A 22,527-nucleotide genomic window follows, 5' to 3' on the forward strand; every position below is an offset into this window, starting at 1 on the left:
CGCCCCCCCAAGATCGCCGCCCCCAAAGACCGAAAGCCCGACCGCCGTGAGCCGAACCGAGATCGCCCCCGCAACCGAGACCGCCGCCTCCGCGACCGCGCTGCCGGCGGGCGCCGACTTCGGCGAGGTGCGCGACTTCGTCGAACTGCTGAAGCCGCGGGTGATGTCGCTGGTGGTGCTGTCGGGCGTCGCCGGCCTGCTCGCCGCGCCCGGGGCGCTGCACCCGGTGCTGGCGTGCGTGGCGGTGCTGTGCATCCTGGCCGGCGCCGGCGCCTCGGGCGCCATCAACATGTGGTACGACCGCGACATCGACGCGGTGATGCGCCGGACCCAGCAGCGCCCGGTCGTGACCGGCCGCGTGCAGCCGGCCGAGGCGCTCGCCTTCGGGGTCACGCTGGCGCTGTTCTCGGTGATGCTGATGGGGCTGGCGGTGAACTGGGCGGCCGCGGGCCTGCTGGCGGTCGCGATCCTGTTCTACGTCTTCGTCTACACCGTCTGGCTGAAGCGCCGGACCCCGCATAACATCGTGATCGGCGGCGCCGCCGGCGCGTTTCCGCCGATGATCGGCTGGATGGCCGTGACCGGGACGGTGGATCCGGGCGCGATCGCGCTGTTCGCGCTGATCTTCCTGTGGACGCCGCCGCACTTCTGGGCGCTGTCGCTCTATACCGACATCGACTATTCGAACGCGGGCGTGCCGATGCTGCCGGTGGTGGCCGGCCGGCAGGCGACCAAGAAGCAGATGTTCGTCTACACGCTGCTGCTGCTGCCGCTGGCGCCCGCGCCCTACCTGATGGGCTTCGCCGGGCCGGGCTACGGTCTGGTGGCGCTCGCCATGGGCGGCCTGTTCGTGGTTTCCGCCGCGCGGGTACTGAAGGACGAGTCGCGCACCCAGAAGGCGGCGAAGCAGATGTTCGGCTTCTCCATCCTCTACCTCTACCTGCTGCTGGCGGTCCTGATCGTGGACGCCACGGCCGGGCAACTGGTCTAAAGACGCCATGGCGCGCGAACCGGAACCCCAGGACGAGACCTGGCAGGAGACCGACTGGACGCCGGAGACCCGGGCGGCGTTCCGCCGAAAGAAGCGCGGCAAGAACTTCGCGCTGCTGGCGGTGCTGATCGGCTTCGTGGTCGTGGTCTACATCGTCGCGATCGTACGCATGGGCGCGAACACGCCCGGCGCCAACTAGGGAGAGCCGCCGTGTCCGGCCCGCGGTCCGACAGTCCCGCCGCTTCCAGGCGCAACGCGCGCACCGCGCTGGTGCTGACCTGCGTGTTCGCGGGCATGGTCGGGCTGTCGTTCGCCGCGGTGCCGCTGTACCGCCTGTTCTGCCAGGTGACCGGCCTCGGCGGCACCACGCAGGTGGCCGAGATCGCGCCGGAGGCGGTCGCCCAGACCGTCAACGTCCGTTTCAACGCCGACCGCGCGCCCGAGCTGCCCTGGACGTTCGCGCCCAAGCAGGTCGAGGTCGAGGTCAGGCTGGGCGCGCGGGCGATGGCGTACTACACCGCCCGGAACCTGTCGGACCGGCCGATCACCGGGACGGCGACCTTCAACGTCACCCCGCTCAAGGCCGGCAAGTACTTCTCCAAGATCGCCTGCTTCTGCTTCACCGAGCAGACGCTGCAGCCGGGCGAGCGGGTCGACATGCCGGTCGACTACTTCGTCGATCCGGCGATCCTGGACGATCCCAACATGGCGGACGTGACCACGATCACCCTGTCCTACACCTTCTTCCCGCTGCCGGACGCAAGGTCCAGTCTGACGGGGACGGGCAGCAAGCACGCCGGCCTGAACGCCGCCGCGACGGTCGGCGGCGCGGGCCGGGCGAACTGACTTCCGGCGGGCACACGACGACACGCCGGCGACACTGAACGACGTTTTTTCGAGGAAGGGGCGAGAGGACCTGATGGCCCAGACGCACGAAAAGAAACACCCCTATCACCTGGTCGAGCCCAGCCCCTGGCCGCTGCTGGGCGCGCTTGCCGGCGGCGTGCTGGCGCTCGGGCTGGTGTTCCTGATGCACGACAAGGGTGCGTGGCTGACCTTCGTCGGCGTGGCCATGGTGCTGGGCACGATGGCCGGCTGGTGGCGCCAGGTGATCCGGGAATCCCGGGCCGGCGACCACACGCCGGTGGTCAAGCTCGGCCTGCGCTACGGCATGCTGCTGTTCATCGCCTCCGAGGTGATGTTCTTCGCCGCCTTCTTCTGGGCGTACTTCAACGGCGCGCTGTTCCCGACCGAGGAGATCGGCGGGGTCTGGCCGCCGCCGCAGATCCAGACCTTCGACCCCTTCTCGATCCCGTTCCTGAACACGCTGATCCTGCTGCTGTCGGGCTGCACGGTGACCTGGGCGCACCACGCGCTGAAGGAAAACGACCGCAGCAGCACGCTGCGCGGCCTGGCGCTGACGGTGCTGCTGGGCGTGATCTTTTCGTCGCTGCAGGCCTACGAGTACACGCACGCCCACTTCGGTTTCGGCGGCGACATCTACTCCAGCACCTTCTACATGGCGACCGGCTTCCACGGCTTCCACGTCATCGTCGGGACGATCTTCCTCGCCGTCTGCTTCTTCCGGGCCAAGGCCGGCCACTTCACGCCGGAAAGCCACTTCGGCTTCGAGGCGGCGGCCTGGTACTGGCACTTCGTCGACGTGGTCTGGCTGTTCCTGTTCTCCGCCATCTACTGGTGGGGGGCGTAGGCACCGACGAACGGAGGAAGACTTCTGCACGCGGGCATGAGCATCCGTGTGGGGGGCTTCGACACGCCAGCCTGCGGCCGGCCACTCAGCAAGAAGCTAGATTTAAGCTCCTGACAAAGCTGTAACGTCATCCTGAGTAAAGCGCCGAAGGCGTCCGTGTCGAAGGACCCCACACGGGCGCCAAGCGAGCCTGTGCAAAGTCTCCCCGAGGGATCGGGGAGTCACGCAAAGCGGGGAAGCGACAAGGGAACCGCATGTCCTGGGAAACCTCACAACCGGCCGTCTCGCCTTACCGCGCGGGCCTGAGCTGCCGCTGCCCGCGGTGTGGCCAGGGCGCCCTGTTCAAGGGCCTGCTGGAGGTTCGCCCGACGTGCCAGGCTTGCGGGCTCGATCTATCCAAGGCGGACAGCGGCGACGGCCCGGCCGTGTTCATCATCCTGATCCTGGGCGCCGTCGTGGTGCTGCTGGCCCTGCTGCTGGAGAGCCTGGTCGGCCCGGCGCTGTGGGTGCACATGGCGATCTGGCCGGTGGTGATCGTGGCGGGCTCGATCTGGATGCTGCGTCCGGCGAAGGCGATGCTGATCGCCCTGCAGTTCAAGAACAAGGCCGAGGACACCGGCCACCTCGAGCGCGACGAGGCCGGCCCAGGCGGCCCGCGCTGATCGACCGACCGCGATGAGCCCCGATCCGATCCCGCGTGCCCGGCACCGCCGCTTCAAGCCGCGTTTCTGGACCACCGTCGCCACCCTGCCGGTGTTCGCCCTGCTGCTCGCCCTCGGCTTCTGGCAGATCGAGCGGATGGAGTGGAAGAATGCGCTGGTCGCGGAGATGCAGTCGCGCATGACGCAGGCGCCGATCGCCCTGCCGCAGCCGATCCGGAACGCGGACCAATTGCGGTTCCGGCGCGTCGAACTCACCGGGCGGTTCCTGCACGCGCGCGAGATCTATCGCGCCGCTCAGACCTACGGGAAGACGCGGCGCGGCTGGGACGTGATCACGCCGTTCGAGCTCACTGACGGCCGCCAGGTGCTGGTCAACCGCGGCTGGGTCCCGACCGAGAAGAAGCCGCCCGAGACGCGCCCCGAAAGCCTGGTCGACGGGCAGGTCACGATCGAGGGGATCGTGCGGACCGGCGGCTGGTCGGGTATGGAGTTCGTCAAGCCGGAGAACGACCCGGCGGACAACACCTGGCTCTGGATGGACCTGGACCGGATGGCCAGGTTCGCCCAGCTGTCGCAGCCGGTGACCCAGCTCTACGTCGACGCGGCGAAGAACCAGACGCCGGGCAAGTATCCGATCGGCGGGCAGACGCGCGTCAACCTGCGCAACCAGCACTTCGAATACGCGCTCACCTGGTTCGCGCTCGCCGCGGGCCTGCTCGGCGTCTACTTCCTGTTCCACTGGCGCCCGGTCGACGACGACGGCACGACGCGGTAAGGGCAACTTAGGCCCTATCGCGGGATCGTCCCCTCTCCCTCGAGGGGAGAGGAGGGGCCCGCGACCCGAAGGGCCGTGGGAGGGTGAGGGTGGAACTCCCCGCCATAGGCTGCGGAGTCTCACCCGCGCCCTGGCCCTCTCCCCTCGAGGGAGAGGGGACCCGCCGCCACAGCCGTTCAGCCTGACCACCGCAAGTGAACGATCTGACGAGGACCTCGCGATGACCACCCACCCCTACAGCGAGCTGGAGACGCGCTTTTCGCGGATCAACGCGCTGTCGGAGGCCGGCGGCATGCTGAACTGGGACATGGCGACGCTGATGCCGTCCGGCGGAGCGGCGGCGCGCAGCGAGCAGCTGGCGGCGATCTCGGTCACCTGCCACCAGATGATGACCGATCCGAAGATGGCCGAGCTGTTCGAGGGCGCGCACGCCGAGGCGGACCGGCTGACCGGCTGGCAGGCGGCGAACCTGCGGGAGATGCGCCGGCAGTGGCTGCACGCCACCGCCGTGCCCGAGCGCCTGGTCGAGCAGATCAGCCGCGCCACCAACCGCTGCGAACTGGCCTGGCGCGAGGCCCGGCCGGCGAGCGACTTCCAGCAGGTCAAACCGTACCTGCAGGAGGTCCTGGACCTGACCCGTGAGGCCGGCCAGGCGAAGGCGCAGGCGCTCGACCTGAGCGTTTACGACGCGCTCCTGGACCAGTTCGAGCCCGGTTTCTCCAGCCGGCGGATCGACGAGATCTTCGGCCGGCTGGCGCGGTGGCTGCCGGAGGTGCTGCCGCGGGTGCTGGAGAGACAGCGCGCGCAACGGCCGCCCGAGCGTCCCGAGGGTCCGTTCCCGCAGGCCAAGCAGGAGCAGCTGGGCCGCCGGCTGATGCAGGCGGTCGGCTTCGACTTCGACCACGGCCGCCTCGATGTCTCGCTGCATCCCTTCTGCGGCGGCGTGCCGGACGATCTTCGGATCACCACCCGCTACGACGAAAGCGACTTCACCAGCGCGATCATGGGCGTGCTGCACGAAACCGGCCACGCGCTCTACGAACGCGGCCTGCCCGCCGACTGGCGCCGCCAGCCGGTCGGCGAGGCGCGCGGCATGGCCTTGCACGAAAGCCAGAGCCTGCTGGTCGAGATGCAGGCCTGCCGGTCGGCCGAGTTCAGCCAGTTCATGGCCCCGATCGCGCAGGAAGCCTTCGGCGGCGGCGGGGCGGCCTGGGACCCCCACAACCTTTACCGCCTGGCGACCCAGGTCGAGCCGGACTTCATCCGGGTCGACGCGGACGAGGTCACCTATCCCGCCCACGTGATCCTGCGCTACCGCCTGGAGACCGCGCTGATCGCCGGCGACATGTCGCTCGACGACCTGCCGGCGGCCTGGAACGAGGGGATGCAGCAGCTGCTCGGGATCACCCCGCCGGAGGACCGGCTGGGCTGCCTGCAGGACATCCACTGGTTCGACGGCGCGTTCGGCTACTTCCCGACCTATACCCTGGGCGCGCTCGCCGCCGCGCAGCTGTTCGAGGCGGCGACCACCGCGCACCCGGAAATCCCGGAGCAGCTGCGCCGCGGCGACTTCACCCCCCTTCTGGCGTGGCTGCGGACCAACGTGCACGGCCTGGGCAGCGCGCTCGACACCGACACGATCCTGGAGCGCGCCACCGGCGCCAAGCTGGACGAGACCGTGTTCCAGCGGCACATCCAGCGCCGCTATCTGGACGGCTGAGCGGGCCCACGCCGGCCGGTTGACCGGCCCGGCCCTCCGCTCGCTCTAAAGCAAAATCGATGAAGGGCGAGTCGACCTTCATCTTGCTCTCGCCGGGCAGGGCGACGGGTCGGACGGGGCGACTGGCACGCGTGGGCCGCGCGCCCCCTTGTTCCGGGTCGGCGGGTGTGCAGGATGCGCGGGCGTATCCCGCCCGTTTCGGACCGTCCCGCCGCATGTCCCTGCTTCTCGACGTCGTTACCCGGATCACGCTGCCGATCGTCGCGATCGCCGCGCTCGGCTTCCTGATGCAAACCCGCGCGCGCTTCGACGTGCGCTCGCTGAACCGGCTGCTGCTGTACGCCACCCTGCCGTGCTTCCTGGTGGTCACCCTGGCGGAGGCGGAGCTGCCGCTGGGCCAGCTGCAGGGCGTGGTGGTGTTCACCGTGGTGCAGTTCGCGCTGCTGCTGGGCCTGGGCTGGTCGGTCGGGCGCGCGCTCGACCTCGATCCCAAGGCGCGCGCGGTGGTCGCGGTCGCCTGCGCGTTCCCGAACAGCGGCAACTTCGGCATCCCGGTGATCGAACTCGCCTTCGGCACCCGGTACGTGGTGCACCAGGCGGTGATCACCTCGACCCACACGGTGATGATCCTGCTGCTTGCGCCGGTGCTGTTCGGCGGCGGCGGCACGCTCGGCCAGCACCTCAAGGGCGTGTTTCAGACCCCGCTGATCCCGGCGATGGCGATCGGCATCGGCCTCAATCTGGGCGGGATCGAGCTGATCGAACCGGTGCGCAAGCCGCTGGCGACGATGGGCGACGCCTACGTCGGCGTGGCGCTGTTCGCGCTGGGCGCGCAGTTGGCCGACAACCGGCTGCGCGTGCCGCTGGGCGCGGCCGGCGTGTCGGTCGCGCTGCGCCTGCTGGTCGCCCCGCTGCTGACCGGGATCGCGCTCACCTTCCTCGACATGCCGGCGCAGGTGGAGGCGATCCTGCTGGTCGGCAGCGCCGCCCCGGTGGGCGTGCTGCTGACCATCTTCGCCGGCGAATTCCGCGGCAACGTCGAACTGTCGAGCGCGGTCGTCGTCGCGTCCACCGTGCTCAGCCCGGTCCTGATCACCGCCGCCGTGATCGCCACCCGGCTGATGGGCGCTGGGTAAGGGGAGCTTTCGCCACAACTTATCCCCTCTCCTCCCAGTGGAGCAGGGGACTCAGTTCGAGGGAGAAGAGAACGCACGCCCTACCCCTGCTCCGCCTCGGCGCTTTCGCCGCCGACGCTGTCGGGCTGGTTGGCGGGGTGGTCGAGGGCGTAGCCGGCGGCCCGGACGGTGCGGATCAGGTCGGCCTCGTCGCCGGTGTTGAGCGCCTTGCGCAGGCGGCGGATGTGGACGTCGACGGTGCGCGGCTCGACGTAGACGTCGTGTCCCCAGACCGCGTCCAGCAGCTGCTCGCGGGTAAACACGCGGCCTGGGTGCTGCAGCAGGTGGCGCAGCAGGCGGAACTCGGTCGGGCCCAGGTGCACGTCGCGGCCCTGCCGGCGCACGCGGTGCGCGGCCAGGTCCATCGTCAGGTCCTCGAACTGCAGCGTTTCGCTCGTCAGCTGCGGCTGCGCCCGGCGCAGCACGGCGCGGATCCGGGCGATCAGCTCGGCCGGGGAGAACGGCTTGGTGATGTAGTCGTCGGCCCCGGAATCCAGGCCGCGGACCTTGTCCGCCTCCTCGCCGCGGGCGGTCAGCATCAGGATCGGGACGTCGCGGGTGTCCGGCTGCCGGCGCAGCCGGCGGCAGACCTCGAGCCCGCTCGTCATCGGCAGCATCCAGTCCAAAAGGACCAGATCCGGCCGCTCCTCGGAGGCGCTGATCAGCGCCTCGTCGCCGTCCTGCGCGGCCGCCACCCGGAAGCCCTCGCGCTCCAGATTGTAGCGCAGCAGGGTGACCAGCGCGGTCTCGTCCTCAACCACCAGGATCAGCGGCTTCATGGCACTCGTCCTTCCTTCAGACGTCCTTCGGACCGTTGCCCGCGTCCGACCCGGTGCCCGACCCGGCGTCCGGGCTTGCGGATGACCCGGCGTTCGCCCCTGCATTGGGCGGGGGCGATCCGTCGCCGGCCTCGCCTTCCTGGCCGTGCTCGACGACGGCGTAGCTGGAGGTGTCGCCCTTCGGCCGGCCGCCCTCGATGTACTCGCCGGTGACCAGGTAGTGGATCGTCTCGGCGATGTTGGTCGCGTGGTCGCCGATCCGCTCGATGTTCTTGGCGACGAACAGCAGGTGCGTGCACGGCGTGATCGCGCGCGGGTCCTCCATCATGTAGGTCAAGAGCTCGCGGAACAGCGAGGTGTACATCTCGTCCACCTCGGCGTCGCGGTGCCAGACGTCGAGCGCCTTCTCCGCGTCGCGCTCGACGTAGGCGTCGAAGGTGTCCTTCACGATCGCCTGCACCAGCTTGGCCATCCGCGGCACCGCGGACGCCGGCTGGGCCGGCGGCAGCTGGTTGAGCGCCAGCGTGCGCTTGGCGACGTTGACCGCGTAGTCGCCGATCCGCTCGGTGTCGGAGGCGATCTTGAAGGCGGCGATGATCTCGCGCAGGTCGGTCGCGACCGGCTGGCGCAGCGCCAGGATGCGGACCGTCTCCTCCTCGACCTGCTGCTCCAGTCCGTCCAGGCCGGTATCCGCGTTGACCACGCGCCCGGCGAGATCGCTGTCCCGGCGGGCCAGCGCGTCGACCGCGCTGGAGAACTGGCTTTCCGCCATGCCGCCCATGCGCGCGATCTGGTGGGCGACGTTCTTCAGCTGATCGTCGAACGACTTGACGATGTGTTCCTGCTGCCCTTGCAAGGCGACCTCCTTTGGCGCCGTGTGGATCCGGCGCGTGCCTGCGCCTAGGGCGAGATGCGGGAAGATGGGAACGGCTTCCAGCTGACTCGCGCCCTAGCTTCAAAAAGTGAGAGCAGAATTCACGATCCGAGCCGGTTCGGCTTTGATCGATTCTGCTCTCGTTGGACCCGCCGGTTTAGCCGTAGCGGCCCGTAATGTAGCCCAGCGTGCGCTGATCCTTCGGGTTCGTGAAGAGCGCCTCGGTTTCGCCCGCCTCGACCATCTCGCCCAGGTGGAAGAAGGCGGTGCGCTGCGAGACGCGGGCGGCCTGCTGCATGTTGTGGGTGACGATCACGATCGTGTAGTTGGCGCGCAGTTCGTCGATCAGTTCCTCGATCTTGGCGGTGGCGATCGGGTCGAGCGCGGAGCACGGCTCGTCCATCAGGATCACTTCGGGGCTGACCGCGATCGCGCGGGCGATGCACAGGCGCTGCTGCTGGCCGCCCGAAAGCCCGGTGCCGGGCAGGCTCAGGCGGTCCTTCACCTCGTCCCACAGCCCGGCGCGCTGCAGCGAGTTGACCACCACCTCCTCGAGTTCGTCCTTGGTGTTGGCGACGCCGTGGATGCGCGGGCCGTAGGCCACGTTGTCGTAGATCGACTTGGGGAAGGGGTTGGGCTTCTGGAACACCATGCCGACGCGCGCACGCAGCTGCACGACATCGAGCGAGGGATCGTAGATGTCGAAGTCGTCGAGCTTGACCTCGCCCTGGATCCGGCAGCCCTCGATCACGTCGTTCATCCGGTTGAGGCAGCGCAGATAGGTCGACTTGCCGCAGCCGGACGGCCCGATCAGGGCGGTCACCTCGTTGACCCCGACGTCGAGCGAGATCCCCCTCAGCGCATGCGCCGTGCCGTAGTGGACGTTGACGTCGCGCGAGGTCATCTTGGGCGTCTTGCTGGTTCCGGCCGCCGGGCCGGCGCCGGTCTCGCCCTTGCCCGGCTGCTTCTTGTTCTTGGCGGCCTCGGCCGCCATCGGGGTCTGAAGTTCGGTCATCGCTGTAATCCCTTGGCCCGCGCCTACCAGCGGCGCTCGAACTGTTTGCGCAGCAGCACGGCGGTGGCGTTCATGGCGATCAGGAAAGCCAGCAGCACCATGATCGCCGCGGATGTTTTCTCGATGAAGGCGCGCTCCGGGCTGGTCGACCACAGGAAGACCTGCACCGGCAGCACGGTCGACGGGTCGGTGACGCTGGTCGGCACCTCGACGATGAAGGCGACCATGCCGACCATCAGCAGCGGCGCGGTCTCGCCCAATGCCTGCGCCATGCCGATGATCGTGCCGGTCAGGATGCCCGGGAGCGACAGCGGCAGCACGTGGTGCGTCACCGTCTGGATCCGCGACGCCCCGACGCCGAGGGCGGCCTCCCGGATCGACGGCGGCACCGCGCGCAGGGCCGAGCGGGCGGAGATGATGATCGTCGGCAGCGTCATCAGCGACAGCACGATGCCGCCCACCAGCGGACTGGAGCGCGGGAAACCGAAGAAGTTGATGACCACCGCCAGGCCCAGCAGGCCGTAGACGATCGAGGGCACCGCCGCGAGGTTGTTGATGTTCACCTCGATCAGGTCGGTCGCCTTGTTCTTGGGCGCGAACTCCTCGAGGTAGACGGCCGCCAGCACGGCGATCGGAAACGACAGCAGCAGGGTGACGAACAGCGTCAGGAACGAGCCGACGGTCGCGGCCAGGATGCCCGCCTGCTCCGGCTCGCGGCTGTCGGTGCCGGTGAAGAAGGTGGTGTTGAAGAAGGCCTCGACCCGGCCCCGGGCGTCCAGCTGGTCGTGCCATTGGATGAATTCGGTGTCGAGCAGCCGGCGGTCCGGCGGCAGCGCGCGGTCGACATAGCCCTTGTGCAGCATGTCGATCTTGTCGTCGGTCTTGACCCAGACGTCGAAGCTGGTGCCCAGCAGGCTCGGGTTCTCGATCACCTGCTCGCGGATGTCGCGGGCCGCCGCGCCGGAGACGAAGCCGCGCAGCTGGCGCCGGGCCTGCTCGCCCGTCACCTCCGGGAACAGCTGGAACAGCGCCTCGTACACAACCGGCCGGAAGTTGGTGTCGCGCAGGTTCTCCGGCGTCGGCTGCCCCTCCAGCCCGATCTGCTCGGCCGTCGGCGTCACGGTCAGCTTCATCTGGGTCTGCCAGAACGCACTGTAGCCGTTCTGCACGATGCTCCCCAACAGCACCGCCAGCATGCCGATCGCCGTCACCACGGCGATCACGCCGTACAGGCGGAACCGGCGCTCGGCGGCGTAGCGCTTGCGCAGCCGTTGGGCCGACAGGTCCGGCCGGCGCATGCCGACGTCGGCGGTGTTTGCGGTGCTACTCATATTTCTCGCGGTACTTCCGGACGATGTTGAGGGCCACGACGTTGAGCGCCAGCGTCACCGCAAACAGCGTGATGCCAAGCGCGAAGGCGGCTAGGGTCTTGGCGCTGTCGAACTGCTGGTCGCCGGTCAGCAAGGTGACGATCTGCACCGTGACGGTGGTGACCGCTTCGAACGGGTTCGCGGTCAGGTTGGCCGCCAGACCCGCGGCCATCACCACGATCATGGTCTCGCCGATGGCGCGCGAGATCGCCAGCAGGATGGCGCCGACGATGCCGGGCAGGGCGGCCGGGAAGACCACCTGCTTGATCGTCTCCGACTGCGTCGCGCCCATCGCATAGGCGCCGTCGCGCAGCGACTGCGGCACCGCGTTCATCACGTCGTCGGACAGCGAGGAGACGAACGGGATGATCATGATCCCCATCACCACCCCGGCGGCGAGCGCGGATTCGCTGGAGACGGGGAAACCGAACCCGCCGAAGGTGTCGCGGATGAACGGTGCCACCGTCAGCGCGGCGAAAAAGCCGTAGACCACCGTCGGCACCCCCGCCAGGATCTCCAGCAACGGCTTGACCGTGCCGCGGATCCGCTTGGGCGCGTAGTCCGACAGGTAGATCGCCGAGAACAGCCCGACCGGCACGGCGACCGCCATCGCGATCACGGTGATCAGCAGCGTGCCGGCGAACAGCGGCACCGCGCCGAACGCGCCCTCGGAGGCCACCTGGTCCTCGCGGATCGCGGTCTGCGGGTCCCAGGTCAGGCCGAACAGGAAGTTGTCGATCGGAATCCGGCTGAAGAAGCGGATCGCCTCGAACAGCAGCGACAGCACGATGCCGATCGTGGTCATGATCGCGATCGTGGAGGCGACGATCATCACGATCGTGATCACCCGCTCCACCTTGTTGCGGGCGCGCAGGTCCGGCGTGATGAACCGCCGGCCGACGCCGAGCCCGACCACCGAGAGCGACAGCGCGGCGACGAGCGCGATCGACCGGCCGAAGTTGAAGACGCTGTTGTAGGCCGCGGCCGCGCGCTCCAGCTCGGGCGTCACCTCGCGGAAGACGCCGTAGCCGGCCGCCAGGTTCTGGATGTCGGTGATCAACAGCTGCAGGCGCTGCGGCGGCAGGTCCTTGGTCTGCGGGTCGAGCGCCTGGAGCATGTAGTACTCGGCCACCTGCGGCTCGACGACGAACCAGCCGGCGGCCAGCAACACGCCCGGCAGCCCGCACCAGAGCGCGAGATAGGACCCGTAATAACTCGGCAGCGAGTGCAGGTGGACCGGATGCCCGCCGGAGACGGTATAGGCGCGCCGGCGGCCGACCCAGTAGCTGAACGCCAGAAGGGCCACCAGGGTGAGGAGGAAGATGGAGGTGTTCATCGACCGTACGGTCCCGCTGGTCCTGTGCCCCGGTCGGCGCGCGCGCTCATGGCCGGTCCGCGCGGTTCAGGGCAGCGCTGGTGGAGCTCCCGGCACGGCGGCGCCCGGCATCCGGGTCCAACCGCGGGTCGCTGTCGTCTACCGAAAAAGGCTCTAAGGCAAGTGCGTCGGTATCGAAAAACGGATCGGCGTGAAAGGGATTAAAGCAACGCCAGGGCGCAATCCCGCCCGGGCTGGCAGCTGGGCCTGAACGGGCATGTGGGGCGGAGCCGGCAAGCGGCGGCCGGAGCCAGTCCGGCCGCCGCCCGCTCGGTCCTTGATCGTCACGCGATGATGCGTGGCGAACCGCTTAGCCCATGATCTCTTCCGGGTTCAGCGGCTCGAAGTTCCGGGCCTTCTGGCGCCAGGCGTTGCGCTGCTGCTCGGGCATCGGGATCAGGCCCTTCTCGACCAGGTAGCCGTTCGGGCCCCAGGTGCTGGCCCGGGTGAACTCCTTGACGTAGGCCTCGATGCCCGGGATCACGCCGACGTGGGCGTTCTTGACGTAGAACCACAGGCTCCGGCTGATCGGATACTGGTCGGCCGAGATGTTCTCGACCGTCGGCGCGACACCGTTGATCTTCGCCGCCTGAATGGTGTTGCGGTTCTGGTCCAGGAAGCTGTAGCCGAAGATGCCGTAGGCGTTGGTGTTCGAGTTCAGCTTCTGAACGATCAGCGTGTCGTTCTCGCCCGCCTCGATCCAGGCGCCGTCGGAGCGGTAGGTCAGGCAGGCCTCCTCCATCTTGGACTCGCTCATCGAGGCGATCATGTCGAACTGCTTGCAGCCGCCCATCATCGCGAGCTCGTTCCAGGCGTCACGCGTGCCGGATGTCGGCGGCGGGCCGTAGATCTCGATCTTCTTGTCGGGCAGCGAGCTGTCGATGTCGGCCCAGGTCTCGTACGGGTTCTTCACCAGCTCGCCGTCCTGCGGCACCTGGGCGGCCAGCGCCTGCCAGATGTGCTTGAGCTGGAAGTCGGCGTCCGGGCCTTCGACCGAGTTGGCGAACACGATGCCGTCGGCGCCGATCTTCACCTCGGTGATCTTCTGCACGCCATTTTCCTGGCAGCGCTTCACCTCGGACGGCTTGATGCGGCGGCTCGCGTTGGTGATGTCGGGGTGCTCCGCACCGACGCCGGCGCAGAACAGCTGCAGGCCGCCGCCGGAGCCGGTCGACTCGATCACCGGGGTGGGATACTGGGTTTCCTTGCCGAACTGCTCCACGACCGAGGTCGCGAACGGATAGACAGTCGAGGAACCCACGATGCGGATCTGTTCGCGCGCCTGGGCCGCGGCGTCCCCGCTCGGCAGAGCGGTCACCGCCGCCACGGCCGCGGCGATGGCGAAGGTCTTCTTCATCATGGTGTGTAACTCCGTTTCCTTGGAGTGAGCGCTCGCAGTGGCCCGGCCACCCCCTCCGGCGCCGGGCACGCGACGGTCTCGGATGCCGCCGCTTTGCAAGCCGGAGTCTTAAGCCGCTCTGCGAAACCTTTTACTACAGCCGTATGACACTTTTGTTTCGCGGTCCGGCCGCGCGCGGCCCTGTCGCGCTCTGGTTGAACTGCGCACGGGTTCACCCACGCCCAAATGTTACGGAAACAAAACAAATAGTCTCGGACCCGCCAGCCCAACCGGCTGACCGTGCCGGATAAACCGGACCCGCGCTCGGAGCCCTATACCGACCGGCTATTGGAAAAGCGGTTACGGAAGAAAAGCCGAGTTGGTGCCGCGGGAGGGACTCGAACCCCCGACCCATGCATTACGAATGCATTGCTCTGCCAGCTGAGCTACCGCGGCACCGGGATCGCGTCCGGGCCTTTCCGGCGCGACCGGCGGCCCGCCGGGACACCCAGGTTTCCCGGCGGGCCGCAAGGTAGTGAAGCCCCACCCGCGCGTCAACGCCATCGACCGGGTCGCTGGGGCGGGCGGCCGAAGCCCGACGCAGGGCGACACGCCGCCTCAATCCGCCGGAACGGTCGTGATCCCCGCGGGCCGTGCCCGCCGCTACCCCGCGGCCTGGCGCGCCGCCGGCTTGCCGGGTACGTCGGTCGCTTCCGCGTCCTCGACGTCCGCCGGCGCGTTGCCGCCGGTCTCCAGTCGGGCCAGCGTCTCGTCGGCCGCCAGCCCGGCGCCGGCGCGCGTCGGGGTCTGCCAGGCGAAGCCGTCGAACGTGCCGCAGTGGCCGCAGACCGCCTGCCAGTCGTCGGCCATGGCGCCGCAGGTGGTGCACAGCCAAGCCGGATCGGCCGGCGCCTCGGTCGCCTTGCGCAGCCAGCCGCGGGCGGCCTCCCGGTCATCGTTCTGCCGCTCGGCGAGTTCGGCCAGCTCGCGGCAGACCTCCTCGCTCGGCTGCTGGCCGCCGGCGGCCTCCAGGTGGCGCTTGGCATCGGCCCACTGCTCGGCCTGCAGCGCGGCGCGGCCCAGGGCCAGCTCGCTTTCGCGGTGGCCCGGGTTCTTCTCCGCCAGGCGCTTGACCCGGGCGTAGCGGTCTTTCTGCGTCCTAGCCGGCCGGGCCTGCAGGTACAGCTCGATCAGGTCCGGGTGCGGTTGGTGCGCCCAGGCCTTTTCGATCGCCTTGGCGGCGGCGCGGCCGCGCTCCTGCTCGATCAGCGTGCGGGCGTAGACGCGCACCGCCGCCACCATGCCGGGGGCGAGGTCGAGCGCTTCCTTGGCGTAATCGCGGGCGAACGCGGTCTTGCCCTCCGCCTGCGCGCTGCGCGCCTGTTCGGTCAGGATCACCGCGCGCCGGCGCCGGGCGGTCTCGCGGTCGATCAGGTTGCGCTTGCGGGATTCCTCGACCGCCTCGAGCGCGCGCTCCAACTCGCCGGTCTTGAGCGACAGGTCGAACAGGCTGTTGAGCACCCAGGGCGTCTGCGGGCGGATGTCGTAGGCCTGGCGGGCGTACTCCAGCGCGCTCCTCAGGTCGCCTTCCCGCTCGGCCTGGCGCAGCAGGCCGCGCAGACCGAGGAAGCGGGTGTCGTCGTCCTCCAGCATGCGCGAGAAGTAGCGTTTGGCCGCCTGCTCGTCGCCGTTCAGCTGGGCGGCCTGGGCGCTCAGCAGCATGGTAAGCGGCGGCTCCTCTAGCAGCGAGTCCGCGCGCCGGGCGTGGCGCCGGGCCTCGTCCGGCTCACCCGCGGCGACCGCGACCATGCCTTGGGTCAGGGCCTGATAGCCCTTACGCATGCGCCGGTCGCTGCGGCCGCGCTTGAGGCCGCCGGGCAGACCCCGCACGCGGCCCCAGATCCGCCAGCCGATCGCCGACAGGGCGGCGATCAGCGCGATGAACAGGATCAGGATGCCGACCGAGGTTTGAACCTGCCAGCCGTACCACTGGATCAGCACGCTGCCGGGCCGGTTGGCCAGCCAGACGGCGATGAAGACGAGAACGGCGACCTTGGCGAAAAAGATCAGTGCGCGGATCATGGTTTAGTTCGCGCTCCCGTCCTGGCCGCCGCTTTCGCCGGCGCCGCTGGCATCGCCGGTACCGCTGTCGGAGGCTCTGGAAAGCGCGCGCATCAGCTCGCTGCTCAACTGCGACAGCGCCTGCTCGGCCGCGATCCGGTTACGCGCCTGTTCGAGCCAGCTCGCCATCTCGCTTTTCGCGGGATCGGGCAGCTGCTCGACGATCACCACGGCCTCCCGCAGGTCGCCGGCGGCGAGCGCATTCTCCGCCCGGGCGAGGCGCGCGCCGACGCTGTCGCCCTGGGCGGAGGCGTCGACCCGGCGGACCGTGATCACGTCGTTCAGCCGGCGCAGCACACCGCCCAGCATGCCATCTTGCGAGGCGCCCATGTTCGCCGCCACGGCGTCCGCGGCAGCGCGGTCGAACGCGGCCGACAGCTCGGCGCGGGTCGGCACGCCCTGGTCCGCCATCGGCTGCAGTTTGTCGAGCGCCGCGGCGAGCGCGCCGTCGTCCGCGACCATCTGGCGCACGACCTGCAGCTGCTGGGCGAACGGCGAGGAAAACCGCAGCGCATTCCGCAGTTCCGCGACCGCGAGCGCCTGTGCCGCCGGCCGGGCGCTCGCGGCCGCTGCGCTTGCGGCCTGCTGCCCGGCAGCCAGCTCCTGGATCCGCGATTCCAGGGCGCTCAACCGGTCGGCGAGCGCCTGCGTCGTCTCCCGGCTTGCGGTCGCCTGGCTCACCTGCTCGACCCGGCTGGACAGCTCGTCGACCCGGCTCGCCAGCGTCTCCAGCCGCTGCGCCAAGGCGCCGGCCTCGCCGCCGCCGGCCGCCCCGGCGTCGATCCGGCCGGCCAGCGTCTCCAGCCGGCCGGTCGCCTGGTCGAGCCGGCTGGACAGTTGATCGACCTGCTGGCGCAGCTGCGCGCTCTGCTGGCCGCCGGCGGCCCCGCCGTCGCCCGCGCCGGCCGCCGCGGCGTCCGACGCCGCTTGGGCGGCGCTTTGCGCCTGCCGGGCGGTTTCGGCCGCGCTCTGCGCGGTGTCCGCGGCGTTCTGGGCGATCCGGGCTGCTTCCTGCGCGCGCTGGGCGACACTGTCCAGCCGGTCCTGAACGTTCGCCAGCTGGCCGGCGAGCTCCGACACCGTGTTCTCGAGGTCGTTCAGCGCCTGCTCGCTGGCCGGCTGAACGTCCGGCTCCTGCGCCGGGCCCGCGAGGTAGGGCTGCCAGACGTCGCGGGCGTAGATCGCGACCCCGGCGCCGACCACCACGATCGCCGCGCCCAAGAACATCCCGGGCAGCCAGCCCCGCGCCTTGCGCGGCGCCGGGCCGGGCGCGGCGGCAACCTCCGGGCCCGCGGCGCTGGCCGCCTCGGCCTCGGCGCCGGCGGCGTGCGCATCGGTGTGCGCGACGTCGGCGACATCCGGGGCGTCGTCAGGCGCCGCGTCCCGCGCCTGGTCCGACGCCTGGTCGCGGTCGGCCGGCACTTCCTCGGCCTCGACCGTCTCCGCGGCGTCGCCGGGGCGGCCCCAGGGGCTGCTGCCGGCAGCCGGCGCCGACCCGACGCTCTCCTCGCCAGAGGCGCTCAGCACCGCCCGGTCGAGGTCGATGTTGTTGCTGCGGGCCGCGGCCAGGATCTCGTCGTGGCGCGATTCCGGTATCGCGCCGCGGTTTTTCCAGCCCTGGACGGTGGAGACGGCAACGCCCAGCTTGGTCGCCATCGGACGGATGCCGCCGAAACGCTGGATCACCGCGAGCGCGCGGTTGTTCGACGGGTCGGCGGTCTCCCCGTCCTGCGGCTCGCCGGCGTCGGTCCCCTCGGAACCGGCCGTGGCGTCCGGCTTGTCCGGATCGGACGGGGTCTTGTCGTCTTTGTCTTGCTGGGTCATGGCATCCTTGGTCCCGGCTTGAGCCGTCTTGGATGGCGCGGGCTCCGCCCCTGGCGCCGACAGCGGAGGTCCGTCGGCGGTTGTCGATCGCGCAGGGCGCACGGCACTGTCGTCAGGCTCCCCCGTCTCAGGCTCCCCCGTCTCACGCTCTGCCGTCCCAGGAGCTTCCGTCCCAGGCGGTCCGTCGACATCGCCGGCGGCCGCGTCCAGCGCGGCGAGCAGCGCGCCGCGCTCCGGCCGTTCGGCCACCCGTACGTCCGCAAAGCGCAGTTCCTGCGCGGACGCTGCCGGGGGGAGCTCGGCCGCGTCGCCGTCGGACCCGGACGCCCGCCCCTGCCGCGGCGCGTCCTGCAGGGCCGAGGCGACCGCCTCGGACAGGCAGATCGCCCGGATGTGCGCACTCGCATGCGCGATCCCCTCCGCGTACAGCAGGGTAACAAACACTTTCGCCGTTCGGGGAGAGAAAAAAAGTGCGGCATCTAGCGCCCCGTCGCCGAGCGCCGTACGTGTCGCTTCCGACAGCCGCGCGGCAGGTACGGCCTCGTAAAGCGGTGTACGCCGCACCTCGAAGCCGGCCGCCGTCAGGCGCGTCTGCAGCGCGCCCGCGGTCACCGTGCCGGCGGCGTGGTACAGCGGGCCGTCGGCCGGATCGAGCCGGGCGATCGCCAGGTCGGCCAGCGCCTCGGCATCGCCGTCGGCACTTTCGACCCCGACGAATCCGGCCTTTCGCGCGGCTTCCGCGCTGGCTTGCCCGACCGTGAGGACGCGCAGGTCGCGCGCGTCCGACAGCGCGGCGAAGGCGCGTACGCCGTTGGCCGAGGTGATCAGCAGGGCCTGTACGTCCGAGACGTCGACCGCGACGTCGCGTACCTGTACGTCCAGCAGCGGTTCGATCAGGGCATCGTGGCCGCGCGCCTGAAGCGCCCCGACCAACTCCTCGGAGTCCGCACGCGGTCGGGTGACCAGCACCCGCATCGCCTAGAACAGGTCCGCGTGGCGTTCGAAAAACGCCTCGCCGGCGCGCGCCCGCAGCTCGCGCCCGGCATCGCGGGCCAGCGCGTCGGCGTCGGCGAGCGCGCCCGCGCGCTCGACCCGCCAGGCGTTGGAGCCGTCCGGCTCGGCCAGCAGGGCGCGCAGGCGCACCTGCTGCTGGGCATCGTCGGTGTAGTCGCACAGCACCCCGATCGGCGTCTGGCAGGAGCCCTGCAGTTCCTCCAGGCAGGCCCGCTCGGTCACCACCCGCAGGCGCGAGGGCGCATGGTCGATCGCCGCGATCAGCCCGCGCGCCCAGGCGTCGTCGGCCCGGATCTCCAGCCCGACCGCGCCCTGAGCGACCGCCGGCAGCAGTTCGTCGGTCGACAGGATCGCCGTGGCGTCTTCCGCGATCCCCATGCGGCGCAGCCCGGCCAGCGCCAGCATGGTGGCGTCGACCTGGCCGTCGCGCAGCTTCTGCAGCCGGGTCTGCAGGTTGCCGCGGAAGTTGACCACCGAGACGTCCGGGCGCAGCGCCATCACCTGGGCCTGCCGGCGCAGGCTCGAGGTGCCGACGGTCGCGCCTTCCGGCAGCTCGGCGATGCTGGCGGCCGCGTCGCAGAACCAGGCGTCGCGCGGGTCCTCGCGCGGCAGGATGGTGGTGATCTCCAGCCCGTCCGGCAGCCAGGTGGGCACGTCCTTCATCGAGTGCACCGCGACGTCGACCCGGCCGTCGCGCAGGGCGTCCTCCAGCTCCTTGGTGAACAGGCCCTTGCCGCCGATCTCGGCCAGCCGGCGCTTCTGCTCGATGTCGCCGGTGGTCTTGACCTCGACGACCTCGATCCGGCCTTCCGCGGCCAGCTCGGGGTGCGCGGTCTCGAGTTTCGCCTTGGTCTCGTGGGCCTGAGCGAGCGCGAGCTTACTGCCGCGGGTTCCCAGGCGCAGGGGTCGGTGCGCGTGTGCCATGGCAATAACGTCTATGACCTGCACGCATCAGGTTCAAGCGCTTGCTGGCGCGGCCGTCTGTCCCGCCGCCCTCCGGCTCTGGCACAGCCCGGTGCCGCGGCGTCTAGAGCAAAATCGATGAAGGTCGCGTCGACCTTGATCGTGAAGTTTTCTCTAACTGCTTGAAGAGAGAGCAAGATTCAGCTGAAAAGTGGCTCCACCTTGCAGCATCTTGCTCTAGGATCGCTCCCATGATCGTGCTGGCCATCGAGACCTCCTGCGACGAAACCGCCGCCGCCGTGGTCGCCCGCGACGGCGCGGCGACCGGGCGCGTCCTGAGCAATGTCGTGCTGTCGCAGCTGGCGGAGCACCGCCCGTTCGGCGGGGTGGTGCCGGAGATCGCCGCGCGCAGTCACCTGGATCACCTGGACAGCCTGGTGCAGCGCGCGCTCGACGAAGCCGGCCTGGGCTTCGACGCGCTGGACGGCGTCGCCGCGACCGGCGGGCCGGGCCTGATCGGCGGGGTGTTCGTCGGCAGCATGACCGCCAAGGCGATCGCGGCCGCGCGCGGTCTGCCGTTCCTGGCGGTCAACCACCTGGAAGGCCACGCCCTGACCGCGCGCCTGACCGACGGGCTGGCGTTTCCGTACCTGCTGCTGCTGGTCTCCGGCGGGCACTGCCAGTTGGTCGAGGTGGCGGGGATCGGCCGCTACCGCCGGCTGGGCGGGACGGTCGACGACGCGGTCGGGGAGGCGTTCGACAAGACCGCCAAGCTGCTCGACCTCGGCTATCCCGGCGGGCCGGCGGTCGAACGGGCCGCGCGCGGCGGCGACCCGCGGGCGGTCAAGCTGCCCCGGCCGATGGCGGGCAAGCCCGGCTGCGACTTCTCGTTCTCCGGCCTGAAGACGGCGGTGCGCCAGGCGCGCCAGCAGCTCGCGCTGTTCGACGACCAGGCCGCCGCCGACCTTGCGGCGAGCTTCCAGGCGGCGGTCGCCGACGTGCTCGCCGACCGCTGCGGCCACGCGCTCGACAGCTTCGCCGCCGACACCGGCCAGCGCGGGCCGCTGGTGGTCGCCGGCGGGGTGGCCGCCAACCAGGTGCTGCGCGCACGGCTGCGGCACCTGTCGGCCAGCCAGGGCACCCGCCTGATCGCCCCGCCGCTCGACCTCTGCACCGACAACGCCGCGATGATCGGCTGGGCCGCGCTGGAGCGCCTGGCGCTCGGCCTCAGCGATCCGCTCGACTTCGCGCCGAAGCCGCGCTGGCCGCTGGAGTCGCTGACGGGCGCGGCGGACACGTGATAGGCTCACCGGTATGACGCACGATCCGAAGCACACCACCGCCCAGCCGGCGGTCCCGGACGACGCCCAAAAGCCGAACGACCTGTCCGAGGAAGAATGTGCGGCGATCCAGGAAGCGCGCGCCGATCTTGCCGCGGGGCGGTACCATACGCACGAAGAGATCGTCCGTTGGCTGAGAACCTGGGGCACGGACCATGAAACCGACGGGCCCGATTAGGCCTCAAACGCGGTAGACCGACGGCGCTTTCTCACGTGCAAATCGACTGGTCGCCACGCGCACTGCGAAATTTGCGGCAGGTAAGAGTTTATATCGCGCGCGAGAACCCCGCCGCGGCGCGTGCTGTCGCGCGGGCCATAGATGTCGCGCGGGCCATAGAGGATCAGGTGAACCGGTTGCGGCTACATCCCAGACGCGGGAAGGCACGCCCCGGCGGCTTTCGGGAGACCGTTGAACCGCGCTACCGCTACGTGGTGCGCTATGACCTGCTGCCCGACGAGCCGGCGCCGACGCGCGTCCATATCCTCTCCATCTGGCACCCAAACAGGCGCGATAGGACACGACGGCCATGCAGCGCTTCGCGGTGATCGGCGGCGGTGCCTGGGGTACGGGCCTGGCGCAGGCGCTGGTCGGCGCCGGGCGCGAGGTCACGCTCTGGGTGCGCGAACGCGCGGTCGCAGCGGAGATCGCGGAGAGCGGAGAGAACCGCACCTTCCTGCCGGACGTGCCGCTGAGCCCCGAAATCCGGGCGACCCCCGACCTGGACGAGGCGGTCGACGGCGCTCAGGCCCTGCTGCTTGCCGTGCCGGCCCAGCACCTGCGCGCAACCGCGCGGCAACTGCGGGCCGGCCTGCGCGCGGAGGTGCCGCTGGTGCTCTGCGCCAAGGGGATCGAGGATGGCACGCTCGCCCTGATGAGCGAGGTGCTGGACGCGGAATTGCCCGGCTGGCCGGTCGCCGTGCTGTCGGGCCCGACGTTCGCGGTCGAGGTGGCGCGTGGCCAGCCGGCGGCGGTGACGCTGGCGGCCCGCGATCCGGTGCTGGGTGAGGCGCTGGCCGCGGCGATCGGCAGCCGGACCTTTCGCCCGTACCTGTCGGACGACGTGGTCGGCGCGCAGATCGGCGGCGCGGTCAAGAACGTGATCGCGATCGCGTGCGGCATCGTCGACGGCCGCGCGCTGGGCGAGAACGCCCGGGCCGCGCTGATCACGCGGGGGCTGGCGGAAATTTCGCGCCTGGCGCTTGCCAAGGGCGCGCGTGCGGAGACCCTGACCGGGCTCAGTGGCCTGGGCGATCTGACCCTGACCTGTGTCGGCAGCGGCTCGCGCAACCATTCGCTGGGCGTCGAGCTCGGCCAGGGCCGGGCGATCGGCGAGATCCTGGCGTCCCGCCGGTCGGTCGCGGAGGGCGTGTTCTCCGCCCGCGCCACCGTCACCCTGGCCGACCGCCTGGACGTCGACATGCCGATCGCCCAGGCGGTCGACGCGGTGGTCAACCGCGAGGCCGAGATCCCGGCCACCATCGACGACCTGCTGGCCCGGCCGCTGAAGAGCGAGTCGCGGTAGCCGCGGGTCGTTCGAC

General features: G+C 70.3%; 21 protein-coding genes and 1 tRNA gene. 12 read left to right on the forward strand and 10 right to left on the reverse strand.

Annotation, left to right across the window (positions count from 1 at the left end; translation table 11 throughout):
- The first annotated feature begins 100 nt into the window (after positions 1-100).
- The 8 genes from cyoE to CKO28_RS18585 all read left to right on the forward strand — a co-directional run bounded on the left by cyoE (position 101) and on the right by CKO28_RS18585 (position 6,995).
- Complete coding sequence (gene cyoE / locus CKO28_RS18550; RefSeq protein WP_207168868.1) at positions 101-991, forward strand: heme o synthase; 891 nt, start codon at positions 101-103, stop codon at positions 989-991.
- A gap of 7 nt (positions 992-998) precedes the next feature.
- A complete protein-coding gene (locus CKO28_RS28535) occupies positions 999-1,190 on the forward strand; it encodes a cytochrome c oxidase system small membrane protein (RefSeq protein WP_200342305.1) in 192 nt (63 codons plus the stop codon).
- 11 nt (positions 1,191-1,201) lie between these two features.
- A complete protein-coding gene (locus CKO28_RS18560; protein ID WP_200342306.1) occupies positions 1,202-1,837 on the forward strand; it encodes a cytochrome c oxidase assembly protein in 636 nt (211 codons plus the stop codon).
- 73 nt (positions 1,838-1,910) lie between these two features.
- The gene (locus tag CKO28_RS18565) at positions 1,911-2,702 is read left to right on the forward strand and encodes a cytochrome c oxidase subunit 3 (protein ID WP_200342307.1); all 792 of its coding nucleotides are present in this window, start codon (positions 1,911-1,913) and stop codon (positions 2,700-2,702) included.
- Positions 2,703-2,956: 254 nt separating this feature from the next.
- A complete protein-coding gene (locus CKO28_RS18570; protein WP_200342308.1) occupies positions 2,957-3,364 on the forward strand; it encodes a DUF983 domain-containing protein in 408 nt (135 codons plus the stop codon).
- A gap of 13 nt (positions 3,365-3,377) precedes the next feature.
- On the forward strand, positions 3,378-4,139 hold the full coding sequence (locus tag CKO28_RS18575) for an SURF1 family protein (protein ID WP_200342309.1): 762 nt from the start codon (positions 3,378-3,380) through the stop codon (positions 4,137-4,139).
- A gap of 220 nt (positions 4,140-4,359) precedes the next feature.
- Positions 4,360-5,859, forward strand: coding sequence for a carboxypeptidase M32 (locus CKO28_RS18580; RefSeq protein ID WP_200342310.1), 1,500 nt, complete (start codon positions 4,360-4,362; stop codon positions 5,857-5,859).
- A 215-nt stretch (positions 5,860-6,074) separates the two neighbouring features.
- On the forward strand, positions 6,075-6,995 hold the full coding sequence (locus CKO28_RS18585; RefSeq protein ID WP_200342311.1) for an AEC family transporter: 921 nt from the start codon (positions 6,075-6,077) through the stop codon (positions 6,993-6,995).
- A gap of 80 nt (positions 6,996-7,075) precedes the next feature.
- Here the strand turns inward: CKO28_RS18585 and phoB are convergent, their stop codons facing one another.
- The 10 genes from phoB to hemC all read right to left on the reverse strand — a co-directional run bounded on the left by phoB (position 7,076) and on the right by hemC (position 19,669).
- Positions 7,076-7,813 carry a phosphate regulon transcriptional regulator PhoB gene (gene phoB, locus CKO28_RS18590; RefSeq protein ID WP_200342312.1) on the reverse strand — a complete coding sequence of 246 codons (738 nt, stop codon included), beginning with the start codon at positions 7,811-7,813 and terminating at the stop codon, positions 7,076-7,078.
- Between the two features lie 16 nt (positions 7,814-7,829).
- A complete protein-coding gene (gene phoU, locus CKO28_RS18595; protein ID WP_200342313.1) occupies positions 7,830-8,669 on the reverse strand; it encodes a phosphate signaling complex protein PhoU in 840 nt (279 codons plus the stop codon).
- Positions 8,670-8,844: 175 nt separating this feature from the next.
- On the reverse strand, positions 8,845-9,591 hold the full coding sequence (gene pstB, locus CKO28_RS18600; protein ID WP_242480658.1) for a phosphate ABC transporter ATP-binding protein PstB: 747 nt from the start codon (positions 9,589-9,591) through the stop codon (positions 8,845-8,847).
- Positions 9,592-9,725: 134 nt separating this feature from the next.
- Positions 9,726-11,033 carry a phosphate ABC transporter permease PstA gene (pstA, locus tag CKO28_RS18605; RefSeq protein WP_200342314.1) on the reverse strand — a complete coding sequence of 436 codons (1,308 nt, stop codon included), beginning with the start codon at positions 11,031-11,033 and terminating at the stop codon, positions 9,726-9,728.
- The gene (gene pstC, locus CKO28_RS18610) at positions 11,026-12,408 is read right to left on the reverse strand and encodes a phosphate ABC transporter permease subunit PstC (protein WP_200342315.1); all 1,383 of its coding nucleotides are present in this window, start codon (positions 12,406-12,408) and stop codon (positions 11,026-11,028) included. The genes pstA and pstC overlap by 8 nt, the downstream gene beginning before the upstream one ends.
- Before the next feature lie 349 nt (positions 12,409-12,757).
- Positions 12,758-13,807 carry a substrate-binding domain-containing protein gene (locus CKO28_RS18615; protein WP_200342316.1) on the reverse strand — a complete coding sequence of 350 codons (1,050 nt, stop codon included), beginning with the start codon at positions 13,805-13,807 and terminating at the stop codon, positions 12,758-12,760.
- A gap of 359 nt (positions 13,808-14,166) precedes the next feature.
- A tRNA-Thr gene (locus CKO28_RS18620) sits at positions 14,167-14,242 on the reverse strand.
- Positions 14,243-14,449: 207 nt separating this feature from the next.
- A complete protein-coding gene (locus tag CKO28_RS18625) occupies positions 14,450-15,868 on the reverse strand; it encodes a heme biosynthesis protein HemY (protein WP_200342317.1) in 1,419 nt (472 codons plus the stop codon).
- 3 nt (positions 15,869-15,871) lie between these two features.
- Positions 15,872-18,700 (reverse strand): uroporphyrinogen-III synthase, encoded by a 2,829-nt coding sequence (locus CKO28_RS18630; RefSeq protein WP_338050187.1) that lies wholly within the window; start codon positions 18,698-18,700, stop codon positions 15,872-15,874.
- 9 nt (positions 18,701-18,709) lie between these two features.
- Positions 18,710-19,669: a hydroxymethylbilane synthase gene (gene hemC / locus CKO28_RS18635; RefSeq protein WP_200342319.1), complete on the reverse strand. Its 960-nt coding sequence runs from the start codon at positions 19,667-19,669 to the stop codon at positions 18,710-18,712.
- Between the two features lie 230 nt (positions 19,670-19,899).
- Here hemC and tsaD point away from each other — a divergent pair, with 230 nt between their 5' ends.
- Genes tsaD through CKO28_RS18655 form a run of 4 tightly spaced genes read left to right on the forward strand, consistent with a single transcriptional unit; the run spans position 19,900 to position 22,511 of the window.
- Positions 19,900-20,949 (forward strand): tRNA (adenosine(37)-N6)-threonylcarbamoyltransferase complex transferase subunit TsaD, encoded by a 1,050-nt coding sequence (gene tsaD / locus CKO28_RS18640; protein WP_200342320.1) that lies wholly within the window; start codon positions 19,900-19,902, stop codon positions 20,947-20,949.
- A 13-nt stretch (positions 20,950-20,962) separates the two neighbouring features.
- Positions 20,963-21,166, forward strand: a complete 204-nt coding sequence (locus tag CKO28_RS18645) for a hypothetical protein (RefSeq protein ID WP_200342321.1) — start codon at positions 20,963-20,965, stop codon at positions 21,164-21,166.
- 35 nt (positions 21,167-21,201) lie between these two features.
- Positions 21,202-21,534 carry a type II toxin-antitoxin system RelE/ParE family toxin gene (locus CKO28_RS29370; RefSeq protein WP_200342322.1) on the forward strand — a complete coding sequence of 111 codons (333 nt, stop codon included), beginning with the start codon at positions 21,202-21,204 and terminating at the stop codon, positions 21,532-21,534.
- A complete protein-coding gene (locus CKO28_RS18655; RefSeq protein WP_200342323.1) occupies positions 21,516-22,511 on the forward strand; it encodes an NAD(P)H-dependent glycerol-3-phosphate dehydrogenase in 996 nt (331 codons plus the stop codon). Before CKO28_RS29370 ends, CKO28_RS18655 begins: the two co-directional genes overlap by 19 nt.
- Positions 22,512-22,527: the final 16 nt, after the last annotated feature.

The sequence above is a fragment of the Rhodovibrio sodomensis genome, assembly GCF_016583645.1.
GTDB lineage: Bacteria > Pseudomonadota > Alphaproteobacteria > Kiloniellales > Rhodovibrionaceae > Rhodovibrio > Rhodovibrio sodomensis.

Excerpts from the sequence above, each read along its gene's own strand:
- CKO28_RS28535 (WP_200342305.1), top strand. The coding sequence starts at position 999 with ATGGCGCGCGAACCGGAACCCCAGGACGAGACCTGGCAGGAGACCGAC.
- phoB (WP_200342312.1), bottom strand. The coding sequence starts at position 7,813 with ATGAAGCCGCTGATCCTGGTGGTTGAGGACGAGACCGCGCTGGTCACC.
- CKO28_RS18615 (WP_200342316.1), bottom strand. The coding sequence starts at position 13,807 with ATGATGAAGAAGACCTTCGCCATCGCCGCGGCCGTGGCGGCGGTGACC.
- tsaD (WP_200342320.1), top strand. The coding sequence starts at position 19,900 with ATGATCGTGCTGGCCATCGAGACCTCCTGCGACGAAACCGCCGCCGCC.
- pstB (WP_242480658.1), bottom strand. The coding sequence starts at position 9,591 with ATGACCTCGCGCGACGTCAACGTCCACTACGGCACGGCGCATGCGCTG.
- pstC (WP_200342315.1), bottom strand. The coding sequence starts at position 12,408 with ATGAACACCTCCATCTTCCTCCTCACCCTGGTGGCCCTTCTGGCGTTC.
- CKO28_RS18625 (WP_200342317.1), bottom strand. The coding sequence starts at position 15,868 with ATGATCCGCGCACTGATCTTTTTCGCCAAGGTCGCCGTTCTCGTCTTC.
- CKO28_RS18585 (WP_200342311.1), top strand. The coding sequence starts at position 6,075 with ATGTCCCTGCTTCTCGACGTCGTTACCCGGATCACGCTGCCGATCGTC.
- CKO28_RS18570 (WP_200342308.1), top strand. The coding sequence starts at position 2,957 with ATGTCCTGGGAAACCTCACAACCGGCCGTCTCGCCTTACCGCGCGGGC.
- CKO28_RS18580 (WP_200342310.1), top strand. The coding sequence starts at position 4,360 with ATGACCACCCACCCCTACAGCGAGCTGGAGACGCGCTTTTCGCGGATC.
- pstA (WP_200342314.1), bottom strand. The coding sequence starts at position 11,033 with ATGAGTAGCACCGCAAACACCGCCGACGTCGGCATGCGCCGGCCGGAC.
- CKO28_RS18655 (WP_200342323.1), top strand. The coding sequence starts at position 21,516 with ATGCAGCGCTTCGCGGTGATCGGCGGCGGTGCCTGGGGTACGGGCCTG.
- hemC (WP_200342319.1), bottom strand. The coding sequence starts at position 19,669 with ATGGCACACGCGCACCGACCCCTGCGCCTGGGAACCCGCGGCAGTAAG.
- CKO28_RS18645 (WP_200342321.1), top strand. The coding sequence starts at position 20,963 with ATGACGCACGATCCGAAGCACACCACCGCCCAGCCGGCGGTCCCGGAC.
- CKO28_RS18575 (WP_200342309.1), top strand. The coding sequence starts at position 3,378 with ATGAGCCCCGATCCGATCCCGCGTGCCCGGCACCGCCGCTTCAAGCCG.
- CKO28_RS18565 (WP_200342307.1), top strand. The coding sequence starts at position 1,911 with ATGGCCCAGACGCACGAAAAGAAACACCCCTATCACCTGGTCGAGCCC.